This is a genomic window from Mycobacterium shunyiense (assembly GCF_058270075.1).
Window position 1 is genome coordinate 274,825 of sequence record NZ_JBZDPU010000017.1, and the last position, 12,076, is coordinate 286,900.

At 62.6% G+C, this 12,076-nt stretch carries 10 protein-coding genes; 2 read left to right on the top strand and 8 right to left on the bottom strand.

The window, feature by feature from the left end; all coding sequences use genetic code 11:
• The 8 genes from AC4ELH_RS22390 to AC4ELH_RS22425 all read right to left on the bottom strand — a co-directional run bounded on the left by AC4ELH_RS22390 (position 1) and on the right by AC4ELH_RS22425 (position 10,035).
• Complete coding sequence (locus tag AC4ELH_RS22390; protein ID WP_498886769.1) at positions 1–1,152, bottom strand: virulence factor Mce family protein; 1,152 nt, start codon at positions 1,150–1,152, stop codon at positions 1–3.
• Complete coding sequence (locus tag AC4ELH_RS22395; protein WP_498886771.1) at positions 1,152–2,558, bottom strand: MCE family protein; 1,407 nt, start codon at positions 2,556–2,558, stop codon at positions 1,152–1,154. The genes AC4ELH_RS22390 and AC4ELH_RS22395 overlap by 1 nt, the downstream gene beginning before the upstream one ends.
• Positions 2,558–3,967 carry an MCE family protein gene (locus tag AC4ELH_RS22400; RefSeq protein WP_498886773.1) on the bottom strand — a complete coding sequence of 470 codons (1,410 nt, stop codon included), beginning with the start codon at positions 3,965–3,967 and terminating at the stop codon, positions 2,558–2,560. The genes AC4ELH_RS22395 and AC4ELH_RS22400 overlap by 1 nt, the downstream gene beginning before the upstream one ends.
• Complete coding sequence (locus AC4ELH_RS22405) at positions 3,964–4,992, bottom strand: MCE family protein (protein ID WP_498886775.1); 1,029 nt, start codon at positions 4,990–4,992, stop codon at positions 3,964–3,966. The genes AC4ELH_RS22400 and AC4ELH_RS22405 overlap by 4 nt, the downstream gene beginning before the upstream one ends.
• Positions 4,993–5,032: 40 nt before the next feature.
• On the bottom strand, positions 5,033–6,550 hold the full coding sequence (locus tag AC4ELH_RS22410; RefSeq protein ID WP_498886777.1) for an MCE family protein: 1,518 nt from the start codon (positions 6,548–6,550) through the stop codon (positions 5,033–5,035).
• Positions 6,551–6,554: 4 nt separating this feature from the next.
• Positions 6,555–7,403, bottom strand: coding sequence for an ABC transporter permease (locus AC4ELH_RS22415; protein ID WP_498886780.1), 849 nt, complete (start codon positions 7,401–7,403; stop codon positions 6,555–6,557).
• The gene (locus AC4ELH_RS22420; RefSeq protein WP_498886896.1) at positions 7,400–8,113 is read right to left on the bottom strand and encodes an MlaE family ABC transporter permease; all 714 of its coding nucleotides are present in this window, start codon (positions 8,111–8,113) and stop codon (positions 7,400–7,402) included. The genes AC4ELH_RS22415 and AC4ELH_RS22420 overlap by 4 nt, the downstream gene beginning before the upstream one ends.
• Before the next feature lie 1,751 nt (positions 8,114–9,864).
• Entirely contained in the window at positions 9,865–10,035 is a 171-nt protein-coding gene (locus tag AC4ELH_RS22425; protein WP_498886782.1) for a hypothetical protein, read from the bottom strand.
• 49 nt (positions 10,036–10,084) lie between these two features.
• Here AC4ELH_RS22425 and AC4ELH_RS22430 point away from each other — a divergent pair, with 49 nt between their 5' ends.
• Both AC4ELH_RS22430 and AC4ELH_RS22435 read left to right on the top strand, forming a co-directional pair.
• Positions 10,085–11,083, top strand: a complete 999-nt coding sequence (locus AC4ELH_RS22430; RefSeq protein WP_498886898.1) for an LLM class flavin-dependent oxidoreductase — start codon at positions 10,085–10,087, stop codon at positions 11,081–11,083.
• 75 nt (positions 11,084–11,158) lie between these two features.
• A complete protein-coding gene (locus tag AC4ELH_RS22435) occupies positions 11,159–11,941 on the top strand; it encodes a FadR/GntR family transcriptional regulator (protein WP_498886784.1) in 783 nt (260 codons plus the stop codon).
• Positions 11,942–12,076 lie beyond the last annotated feature (135 nt).

The window sequence follows — 12,076 nt, forward strand, 5'->3', positions numbered from 1 at the left end:
TCACGGCCCCTGATCGACGTGGTAGGGAACGACCAACGGATTACGCGCGGTGTATGGACTGGGCATCTGTCCGATCGTGCGGCCCCACTGCAATTCCAACTCGGTGAGGTCACCCTCCCACCGGGTCCCGGTCAAAAACGATGCGTCGAGCCTGCTCAGTGTCAGGTCGACAACCGCGGTGAGGTTGGCGAAATCGCCCCGGAGCCACTTGCTCAGTGTGGGTTTCGGGAACGGGAACGTGAGGAAGAAGTCCAGCGATCGGGTCAGCGCCGGGCCGGCGTTGGCCAGTGATTCCAGTACCGGACCGAGATTCTGCAGATTCTTGACCAATGCCTCCTTGGACTGATTCACCGAGTCGGCGGCCAACGCACTGAACTTGCCGAGCTGGTCAAGAGCATTGACGAGGTTGTCACGCTCGTCGTTGAGCACGGCCAGCGCGTCAGGAATCGTCTTGAGCGCCTTGTCGACCACCGGCTTCTGTTCGGCGATCTGACCGACCAGGTTGTTCAGGCTTTCCGAGGCCGAGATGATGTCGCCGGTCTGGTCATTGAGATTGGTGATGAAGGTATCCAATTGGGTGATCAGGCTGCGCAGATCTCCCTCGCGATCACGGAAGGCCACGCTGAGAGCTTGCGTGATGTCCTGGACGTTGCCGAGCCCACCGCCGTTGAGTACCAACGATACTGAGGCGAGAGCCTGCTCGGTACTCGGATAGGACGAGCCGGATGACAGCGGAATCAGTGCTCCGTCTTTCAACCTGCCAATCGGCGCAACGCCCTTTGGCGGACTCAGCTCGATGTGTAGGGACCCCAGCAGGCTGGTCTGGCCGACGGTTGCCGTGGTGTTGGCAGGCAAGACCACATCGCCGTTGATCGACATCGTCAGCAGCGCATGCCAGCCCTGCCGTTCGATCTTGGTCACGTTGCCGACCGTGACATCTCCCACGCGCACGCGAGAGTTGCGCTCGATGTTGTTCACATCGGGCAACTGTGCCTGGACGGTATAGGCGCCATGGCCCCTGCCCTCGGTGCCCGGCAGCGGCAGCGAGTTCGCACCGCGCCAATCACCGCACCCAGACAATCCTCCGGCCACCAACAACGCCACGCCACCGGCGATGGTCGCGCGCATCAGCCGACCAAATCGTGTCGCCATCACCCTCCACTCCCTGGGGGCACCATCAGTCCCGGCAACCCATCGGCCGGGTTGGTCGATACCGGCGCCGCGGGCAGTGACTGATCCACTGGTCCCGGCGGTGGCGGCGGTGCAACCGGCACGAATGGTGCGTGTACCGGCGGGTCGGAAGCTCCTGGTTCAAAGTGTGTGAACGGCGAGCCAGCCGGCGGCAGCGGACCGCCTGCGCTCGAAGGCGCCCCGGCCGCCGGCGGCACGTAGTCAGGACGCAACCAGTCCTCGCTGTAGGTGATCTCGTTCGGGCGAGCCTGAGCACCGACAAAGAGATTCTCACCGAACGGCAGGAAGTTGTACTGACGGTTCTTGATGATCGGCGCCAGGTACTGCACGCACAGCTTCGCGGACTGTTCGGCCCCCAACCGCGACGCTGCTTGTACTGCACCGCAGAGGAATTGGATCGGGTTGGCGAAGTTGTTGAGCGCCAGGGCGCCCGTCAGCGCACCCTGCGCCGGCTGATAGATGTTCAAGAAGTTCTGGAACGCGTTCGGGGCGATGTGAAGGGTCTGTTTGAGGTCGTCGAGACTCTGATACAGCGCCGTGGTCACAGAGGACAATTTGTCAGCCGTCGTGCCCAGAGTTTCTCTGTTGTCGGCCACAAAACCCTGCACGTCGCCCACAACAGCATTCAAGGAATCGACTGCGTTGCCAACCTCGTTGGGGTCGTCGGCCAACAACCCTGTCACCGACGCGAGGTTCTGGTTCAGCTGGCGCATCAGGTCCTGGCTGCTCTCCAGGGCAGACACCAGGATCGAGATGTTCTTCACGGTACTGAACAAATCCTTGCTGTGGTCGCCCAGCGCCGAAAACGCTTGCGACAGCTTAACAATGGTGTCGTGAATGTTGGCACCTTGCCCGCGCAGATTGTCCGCGGCGGTGTTGACGAACCCGCCCAGAGTGCTCGTCCCCCCGGGCTCCGTCGGCTGCAATGTCTGGGCAAGGCGCTTGAGTTGATCACGGAGGTCATCGAATTCGATCGGCACAGCGGTGCGATCCTGCGGAATCACCGTCCCGCTCTGCATCTCCGGTCCACCGGTGTACACCGGCGTGAGCTGGATCGCTCGCGAACTGACCAGTGACGGAGACAGAATGACCGCCTTCGCGTCGGCAGGCACCCTGTACTTGTCATCGAAGTGGAAGGAGATCTTGGCACGGTCCGATTGCGGCTCGATCGTATCGATCTTGCCGACGGGCACACCCAGGATCCACACCTCGTCGCCCGGGAACAGGCCGTTACTGTTGGCGAAGTAGGCCACAACCTCGGTCCGGTTCGCGGTGGTGGTCGAGCGGCTTACCACGACCCCGCCGGCGATCAGAACAAGCGACAAGACCGTGGCCAGGATAATCCGTCCATAGCGCGAATTCCTCATCACGGGTTACCTTCCGGCGGGGTCAGCGGCACCGGGGTCACCCCGGCCGGGCCCGGCGCACCGGGTCCGACCGTGGGCGGGCCCGGCGGCAACGGCGGCGGGGGGCCAGGAAGCTGCGTCACCGGCGGCGTTGCACCAGGGGCAGGCAATTCCACGGGTCCGACCGGTGTCTGGGTGGATTGCTGGTTGGGCGGGCTCGGCGCCGGTGGACCCGGTGGCGGGCCGCCGGGTGCCGGCGCGGGAGGAGGCTCACGGTAGGGATAGCGCGGGTCGCCGGGATTACCGGTGATCGCGTCGGGAAGGTTCAGCCGCGGTTCACCACCTTGGCCGGTCCGCGGGTACGGCACCGGCAGCGCCGGGGTGCCTGGCTGACCGGTCTGAGGATCGCTACGTTCCGATGGCAGAAGCACATTCGGGTCCAGCCCGAGATCGGAGAATGCGGCGTCGATGAAAGGCTGCAGGATCTGTCCCGGCAAGAGATTGGCCACGTATGCCTTGAAGAACGGGCCAGAACCGACTGACTCCCCCAGCGAAAGAGCGTACTTGTTGAGCCCTTTGATGGCCTTCTGGACCCGCTCCTTGCGATGGTCGACGATCTCCAGGACGCCGTTGAGCTTCTCTAACGCGGGTCTGAGCGGGTCGCGGTTTTCGGCGATGAAGCCCTTGACCTGCTGTGCGACCGCGGTGATGTTTCCGGAGATCTGATCCAGTGCGGCGCTCTGAGTTTGAAGCTGGGCCAACAGCGCGTTCGTGTCGGCGATCAGGCTGACGACTTGGTCGCTGCGCTCCCGGAGCACGGAAGTGGCTTTGTTGGCGTTGGCCAGTAGGTTGCGCAGCTCGGAGTCCCGCTTGGCGAGCGTCTCGGCAAAGCGCGACACCCCCTGGACAGCAACCTTGAGCTCGGGCGGGGTGTCGGAGAACGTATCTGTCAGCACGGCCAGTGATTCAGATAATTGATCGGTGTTCAGCCCACTGATGGTCGAGGTCAGGTCGCCGAGGGCGTCGGCCAGCTGGTAGGCGGGCTTGGTGCGGTCGACCGGTATGGCCCCCGTCTGTTGTCCATCGCCACGCGGCACGACCGCAAGGTACTTCGAGCCGAGCAGACTCTTCGTCTTCACTGCGGCTTCGGTCCGGTCCCCCAGCCTGATGTCTTTCTGCAGATCGAAAGTCACCAGCACCTTCGAACCGTCCAGTTCAACACTGGACACCTTGCCCACTTCGAACCCCGACACCTGAACCGGAGCGCCCGCCAGGAGCCCACTGGCTTCACTAAAATATGCCGAATATTCCTTGGCACCGTTGAACAACGGCACGCGGTCGTAATTGAGGACGCCGATCGCCACTGCCGCCGTCATCCCGACACCTACGGCACCGATGACGAAGGGACTGCGTTCGGAGAAGGATTTCATCGCGGCGTACACCTACCCGTATCCTGGCCGGCCAACTTCACATACACCGGTTGGCCCCCCTTGCCGTTGAGCTTCAGCACGATGTCGCAGAGATAGAAGCTGAAGAAGTCGCCGTAGAGTCCTTGCCGGCCGAGGACCTGATATGCATCGGGCAGGGTGTCGAGCAGGTTGTCGAAAAAGTCCTTGTCAGCCATCACGGTGCCCGCTGTTCGGTCGGCTTCGGAGACGAACTTCTTGAGCGGGGCGCGCCCTTTGGCCAACAGATCCGCCACGCCGGCCGCTGCTTCGTTGGCATAGGCCACCGTGTTGCTGATGTCTTGCTTGCGGCCTTCCAGGCCACCCACCAATTGGGACAACGACGTCACCGCCTTGTCGAATTGCTTGTTCTGGTCGCCCAGTGAACCGAGCACGGTGTTGAGATTTGTAATCACCTGGCCGATCAACTGGTCTCGATCCGCCAGGGTGTTGGTCAGCGCAGCCGTATGGCTGAGGAACGAGCCGATGGTGGCCCCCTGGCCCTGCAGGGCCTGAATCAGCTGGCTGGTCAACGTATTCACCTGATCAGGATCCAACGCGCGGAACAGCGGGCGGAAACCTCCGATCAGCGCGTCCAGATCGAGCGCAGGAGACGTTCGCGCCGTGGGAATCGTGGCTCCGGGGTTGAGCTTCTTGGTGCCGCCGGCACCTTCCTCGAGAGCAAGGTACCGACCGCCGATCAGATCGTCGTATCGGATGGCGAGGCGAGTGCCCTCCGTCAACACCACGGTGTCGTCGGTCGCGAACCGCACTACGGCGGTGGTGTCGGGCTTGAGGTGAATGTCTTTGACCTTCCCGACTTCCACTCCGGCAATGCGCACAAAGTTCCCACGCTGCAAACCGGATACATCAGTGAACTCAGCGTTGAAGGTCTGCTCCTTCTGGAACCGCATCTGGCCGAAGATCGCATACATCGCGAAAATGCCGAACGCGCACACAGTGCCGAAGACGGCCAGGCGCCACAGGGCTCCTCGCAGGTTGTCCTTCACTGCTACTCCTCGTTACCGAAATTCATGTGTGGCTTGATGATCAGGGTGCGGGCACCTCCGCTGGCAACGGCCCCGCAGGCCCGTTCCCTTCCGGCGGACCCACCAGTGCCGGCGGGGGCGGTGGGGGCGGCGACGGCTGAGGCAACGGTGTCGGCTGGCTCTGCGCCGGGACCGGCGGGACGAAGGGCTCCAACCCGAATCCCGGTGACCCCGGTTCGCGCGGAGCGCCGGGTGGCGGCGCGGGAGGCAGGCCCGGGTACAGCGGCGCGCCGTCAGGCGCGTATTGCTGGGCGCCGTAAGCCGGAGCGCCGGGATACGGGATCGGGCCCGGCGCAGGACCGCCGGGGTTCCGGATGCTCGGTGGTTCCGGCACCGCCCGGGTGACCGGGAAGTAGTTGGCCCAACCCGGGAAACCGATTCCCGGGTTGGCCCGCACGTCGTTACCGGTGCCCCAGCCGGTGTTGGTGACCAGGTAGCGCACCGGCCAGTTCTTCGCCACGTCGGGCAGCGAACCGCATCCGGGTTTCCCGCCGGGTCCGCCCTTTGCAGCGACGATCGGCAGATTGTCCGGATACTTGTACGGGTCATCGCCGAGCAGGATGCCGGTGTCAAGGACGACCGACTTGCCGTTGGCGCCACCAGTGACATCCAGAAAGCCGCTGTCGATCGCCGTCTTGCCGCCGACCAGCAGGCACGTGAGTTCTGGGTTGTACTTCATCAACAAGTCGGTGGTCGGCACCAGCACGTTGATCGCCTTGACCAAGTTGTCCTTGCTGGGGCCCAGCAGATCAATGCCGCTGCGGGAAAATCCGAGCAACCCCACCAGCAGCGCATCGACGTTTGCCGCGTTGTCGGATATCGCCGCACTCGTCGTGCTCGCCGCGTCGAGAACTTTCACGATGTCCTGCGCCGCAACGCCATAGGTGTCGCTGAATCCCTTGAGCGACTGGAAGTCTCGCCGCAGCGAGTCAGAGCGCGAGTTCAGCGCAATGAGTACTTCGTTGGCACCTGAAGTCGCCTCGCCGATCTTCTCGCCACGGCCACGCAGTCCCTCGGCGAGCGCGGACAAGACGGAATCCAGTTTGGCCGGATCGATCTTCTGCAAGACATCACGCAGGTTCTGGAAGACCGTGTTGACTTCTGTGCTGACGTTGGAGGTCTGGAGCACGTCACCCGCGGACAGCCGTTTCGAGCTGGGCTGCTCCGGGTAGATGAGGTTGACGTACTTGGCGCCGAATGCTGTTGTTGCACGGATTTCGGCTCCGACGTTGCGGGGTATCTGCTGAAGTTGGTCGGGATCGATCTCCAGTTTCAGGCTCACTTGGTTGACACCACTCTTGATGTCACCGACCCTGCCGACCGGCACACCGCGCAGCTTCACCTTGGCGCCGGGCTCCATCACCAAGCCGGAGCGATCAGACGTGAGAGTGACCGGTGCATAGGACCTGAAGGTGCCCGAAAACATTGCCCCCGTACCGCCGACGATCAAAGCGAGTACCGCGAGCAGAATCAGCGTCCACCAACCGGGGTGTAGCCGTTTTTCCCTATTCGATGCCACTGCCCTACCCCGACAGGTTGAGGCCGCCGGACTGGCCATAGATGGCCAGTGAGACGAACAAGGTCACGAAGACGGCGGCGATCAGCGATGTACGCACCGCGCGCCCGACGGCTTCACCGACGCCCGCCGGACCACCCGAGGCATTGAAGCCGTAGTAGGTGTGCACCAGCATCACGACGATCGCCATCGAAATCGCTTGGAGAAAGGAATAAATCACGTCCATCGGGTTCAGGAAGGTGTTGAAGTAGTGGTCGTACACGCCCGTGGACTGCCCGAACACAGCTGTGGTTCCCACCCTGGTTGCGATAAAGGCCATCAGCACAGCGACGCAGTACAGCGGAATGACGACGATCATCCCGGCCACGACGCGCGTGGAGGCCAGGTAGGAAACCGCACGGATGCCCATGACCTCCAGTGCGTCGATTTCTTCGCTGATTCGCATGGCGCCTAGCTGTGCAGTGGCCCCTGCTCCGATCGTCGCCGCCAGGCCGATGCCGGCCACGAGCGGCCCGACGAGGCGAACGTTGAGGAAGGCAGAGGTGAAACCGGCCAGCGCCTCGACGCCGACCTCCTCGAGCTGACTGTAGGCCTGCACCGCGATGAGTGAGCCGGCCGACAACGTCAGGAATCCGACGATCACAATGGTGCCGCCGATAACAGCGAGCGCACCGACACCCAGGCTCATCTGGGCGATGTGCCGCACAACTTCACCCGGGTAACGGATGACCGCGTTACCGACGCCTTTGACAGTCTCACCGTAAAACTGTGTCTGCCTACCGATTCCGTTCCAGCTGTCCGCCACACCAAGGATGGTGCGGCGTAGTCGGGGCAACTGTGTGCTCGCGTGGCTCATGAGGCTCCTGCCTTCACCGCGACGGCGGTGGCGATCAAGTTGATGACGAACAGAGCCATGAAGGTGTACACGACGGTTTCATTGACCGCATTGCCCACGCCCTGCGGCCCTCCACCCACCGAGATGCCCTTGTAACAAGCGATCAGGCTGGCAGCCAGGCCGAAGACCGCGGCCTTGATCAACGCCACGGTGACCTGCGGCGCACCGACCAACAATGTGAGGCCAGCGGCGAACGCGCCGGGCGTCACGTCCTGAAAGAAGACGGCGAAGAAGAAGCCACCGGTGATGCCCACAAGACAGACGAGGGAGGCGAGCAGTAGCGACACCAGCGTCGCCGCTAGTACCCGCGGTACAACCAACGCCTGAATCGGGTTGATGCCGAGTACCCGCAACGCGTCGAGCTCCTCGCGGATGGTCCGCGCGCCGAGGTCGGCACACATCGCAGTCGCACCGGCGCCGGCAATCACCAACACGGTCACGATCGGGCCGGTCTGGGTGACTGTGCCGAGCGCCGCACCGGTGCCGGAGAAGTCGGCCGCACCGATCTCGACCAGCAGGACGTTGATGGTGAACGTGGTCAGCACGGTGAACGGGATGGACAACAGGATGGTTGGCATCAGCGCGACACGGGCCACGAACCAGGTCTGCAGGATGAACTCGCGCCAAGCCCACGGAGGCCTGAACATCTGAACGAATGTGTCCAGCGCCATCGCGAAGAACTCCCCGATGCTGCGAACCGGCTTGGCGACGGATGGCGCGCTAACCACCAGCGCCACCTCCTCTCTTCGTCCAGATTGGCAAGATCGCTGAATCCTCCGTGCCTAAAGTTCGAAAACTACTGAGAGCTTGTGATCCGAGACACAAGCGCACTGCCGGTGAACCGTACACCACAATTTTCTATTCGAGCAACCGTTACGGACAAGTTTCGGCGCTTACCACCAGGGCGACCTAGTTTGATAGGTCAACTTTGCTATCGCGATATGTGTCGCCTAGGCCGAACCGTCTCAGACTTGGGACGGTTGCACCCTGACAGCACGGTTTCGTCAGCCGTGGACAATAGCGTCGCGACCTGCATGTACCCTCGGTTCAACCGCCCGCGTTGGCCCGATATTGCATACGTCGAGCAGCAGCAGCATCCGCTGGATAACACCCGGCTTCCGTCTCATCGACAGGCATCCCGCGCCTCAAAGTCCCGCATGGACGGTTGCTGTGTTCCCTATATTCGGGCCGCAATGCGCCTTCCCGCACCGATGGACAGCAAGTACATTCCCTTTTCATCAATAGTTGCTGAGTATGTATTTAATATTGATTAGCCGCCCAAAGATATATTTCTCACACAAGGCGTCGTCGCATCTATCGTTCATCAAATTCAGCGACCACTTTTGGCCACGGTTCTTAAATCAATCATGCGATATACACATCCATTTGATTCGCCGGTCCCATTCGGAATTCACGGTCGCCAAACCGCGCACCGCGCCAGATCGCGCGGCGGAAGACCGGCCGGTCGTGCACACCCAGCATCGGTTTCAATGCCGTCTCGACTGCGACCGAGCAGCTGTGCACCCCCCAGCCGGTTCGGCTGGGCCGGCCGAGAGGTGGTCGGCCGGTCTGTCGCCATCGCAATTGTCCAGACGAGAAATGATCGCGGTCTCCGCCTGCCATCCATGCCCACGAGCCCAGTAAATCATCTATCCATTTACCGGATTAAATATGTGCCTATTTCACAGTCGCGACCGCGCCACAGTTGACACCCTGCCATTCCCCGGCCCGGTCTCGCGTCGGATATCCATGGGTTGCTCGTCCCAGGTATATCGACATCTAGCCGCCCCATTGACACTGCGTGGTTTCGCAGATTCGCGGTTTCGCCGGAGAGTCTTCGTGAACTTGCACAGCCTCGGACCCGCGATGGCCTTCGTGTACGCACGGCTGCGATTCACAACTGAGACTGCGGATCCGGTTGTACCATCCGCACATGAGTCGGTGTCTCGCTGTCATTGTCAGCTGCTTCGCGACCACGCTCGCCGGCCTCAGCTTCGCGGTCACGGCGAGCGCCGACCCTGTGGGCGATGGCAGGGCCGAACCGTCCTGCAGCTACACCCTTTCAAAGCCAGAGGTGGTCCAGGTGTCGGAGACCACCATGGTGCGGGCGACACTCACCCCGTATCCGTGCACTGGAGCGATCAGCCCAAACTCCCTTACGGTCTGCTTGTCTCCCCAAGGATCGTCGGCTCCGCCGGTATGCGGTTTCAGCGCCGTGCCGAGCAACGCGCAGGTCCTTGCCCCGTACAAACCCGGGACGACATATACCACCACGGGCAGGGGCTGCGGCTCGGTGTACACGACTCAGGGCTCGATCTGCACAACGCTTGGGCCGGTAGAGACCACGCTGTAGCCGTTTGGCGGCGCGAACGCGCCGGCCCGCCGATACCACAGTCATCGGGCAAGCCTTACTCGGAGCGAATCACGAAGTGGCCGTTGCGGTCCAGATACGCGACGCCACAAGGGAACCCAGGATTCGGCGTCCTCTGGTGACATTCGCGAGATCGGTGACGTCACGGATCGTCACCGCGTACCGCTTTCGACCATAGGCCACCGTCTGCTTCCACGACGCCGCCTGACCGCGTATGGTCATATCTCACTAGGTGATCTACGTTATCTACAACGGCATTGTGAGGTCGATGATGAAGTGGGGACTCCCCTGGCCCGGGCGAGAGCTGGCAGCCGGTGCCGAAGCCGCCGGTGCCGGCGGCTTCTGTACCGGCGAGTTCGCAGACCTGAGTGCCTATGTCAACGCCGGTGAGATGGCCCGCGACACCGCGACGGCGATGGTGGGTCCCGGCATCGCGTACGCCTTCGCGCGCTCACCCTTCATTCACGCGGCGGCCGTCCGCCACCTATCCAGGCAGGCGCCCGGCAGGGTGTTTCTCGGCCTGGGATCGGGAACCTCTCGGATGAATCGCGACTGGTTCGGCGTCGACGCCGACCATCCCGCTCCGCGCATGGCTGAACTCATCGAAGCCATCCGGGCATTCCTCTATGCCGAGAACGGCGAGCCGATCCGGTATCAGGGCCGGTTCTACTCTATCGACGCCGACATCCGCGCACCGGTTTTCGGCCGGCTTGAGGTACCGATCCTGGTCGGAGCATTCAACAAGATCATGGTGCGCACCGCGGGCCGCGTCGCCGACGGCATCCTCGGCCACGGCGTGTTCACCGACCGCTGGTGGGCTGAGCTGGTGGAGCCCGAGCTCGCCGGAGGGGCGGAGACAAGCGGCCGCGATGTCGCTTCCTTGCGGCGCTGGGGTTGGCTGATCACCGCGATCGACGACGAAGACCCGCAGCGCGCGATCCGGGAGGCGCGGCTGCAGATCGCGTTCTACCTGACCGTCCGAACTTACGATTCCCTCGTCGAGTTGCACGGCTGGCAGGACGAAGTTGCGGCCATCCGTACAGCTTTTCGCAGTGGCCGGCCTGACACGATCGCAGATTACGTCAGCGATGAGATGCTGTGGTCGATCGCGATATGCGGGGACACCAAACAGGCGTCGGAGATGCTCGCCGATCGAAAGCGGCTGCCAGACCTAGCCTTTGTATCGGCACCGAGCTTCCTGGTAGGGCGTCGCCGCCGCGCCACCTACGATGCAGCGGCCATCAGACTCATGCAAAAAGTCAAAGCATAGGGATTCGCCTACCCACGGCACACCACGCTGACATGGTTTACTGGGTGCGCTTCGTGAAACCGTCAGGAGGATTGGATGGCTCGACAGGAACCCATCGCGCCGATGATCCCACCGGAATCCTCCACTGCGGTTCGCTCGCCGAAAACAGCAGAGCTGGTCGCGAACACGCTGCGGCGGATGATCGTCGACGGGCAACTCAAGGACGGCGACTTCTTGCCGTACGAGGCCGATCTGATGGCACACTTCAAGGTCAGTCGACCTTCGATACGAGAAGCCGTGCGGGTGCTGGAATCTGACCGCTTGGTGGAGGTCCGTCGCGGCTCACGTACCGGCGCCCGGGTCTGCGTACCAGGGCCCGAAGTCGTCGCGAGGCCCGCCGGGCTGCTGCTCGCGCTATCGGGAACGACTCTTACCGACGTCATGACAGCACGGATCGGCATCGAGCCCTATGCAGCCGGCCTGCTCGCCAAAGACGGGACCGCGAAGACGCACCGAGAACTCAAACGCCTGATCGACGGGATCCCCACGGCGTGGGAAACGGGACGGCTGGCGACGGCGACGACCGAGCTACACCGAGGCTTGGTGGAACTGTCGGGTAACGCCACCCTGGCGATGATCGCCGGCATGCTCCACGAGATCTTCGAAAGACACATGACAGCCGCTCTCCAGAGCGCGCAAAACGTGGTACCGAAAGCGCAGTACACCAAACTCATGCGCTCCTATGCCCGGCTCTACGACCTGGTCTCAGCGCGCAAAGTTGTTGAGACCGAGACACACTGGCGCAAACACATGGAGAACTCCGGCGCCGCCCTGCTCAAGGGCTACGAGAAAACTCAAGTCCGCGACATCATCTACTGAATCCTCGCCCTCGGGCCGGTTGCCCCGGCCACGCCTTCCGCGGGTTCATCTAACCTGTGCGCTCGCGCTCATAGGTTCCAGAATTGTGTCCCAGGTCTCGCACGGAGCCGCCTCCACTGATACTATCTACCTAAT

Excerpts from the sequence above, each read along its gene's own strand:
- AC4ELH_RS22395 (WP_498886771.1), bottom strand. The coding sequence starts at position 2,558 with ATGAGGAATTCGCGCTATGGACGGATTATCCTGGCCACGGTCTTGTCG.
- AC4ELH_RS22430 (WP_498886898.1), top strand. The coding sequence starts at position 10,085 with ATGAAGTGGGGACTCCCCTGGCCCGGGCGAGAGCTGGCAGCCGGTGCC.
- AC4ELH_RS22425 (WP_498886782.1), bottom strand. The coding sequence starts at position 10,035 with ATGACCATACGCGGTCAGGCGGCGTCGTGGAAGCAGACGGTGGCCTAT.
- AC4ELH_RS22435 (WP_498886784.1), top strand. The coding sequence starts at position 11,159 with ATGGCTCGACAGGAACCCATCGCGCCGATGATCCCACCGGAATCCTCC.
- AC4ELH_RS22415 (WP_498886780.1), bottom strand. The coding sequence starts at position 7,403 with ATGAGCCACGCGAGCACACAGTTGCCCCGACTACGCCGCACCATCCTT.
- AC4ELH_RS22400 (WP_498886773.1), bottom strand. The coding sequence starts at position 3,967 with ATGAAATCCTTCTCCGAACGCAGTCCCTTCGTCATCGGTGCCGTAGGT.
- AC4ELH_RS22420 (WP_498886896.1), bottom strand. The coding sequence starts at position 8,113 with ATGGCGCTGGACACATTCGTTCAGATGTTCAGGCCTCCGTGGGCTTGG.
- AC4ELH_RS22390 (WP_498886769.1), bottom strand. The coding sequence starts at position 1,152 with ATGGCGACACGATTTGGTCGGCTGATGCGCGCGACCATCGCCGGTGGC.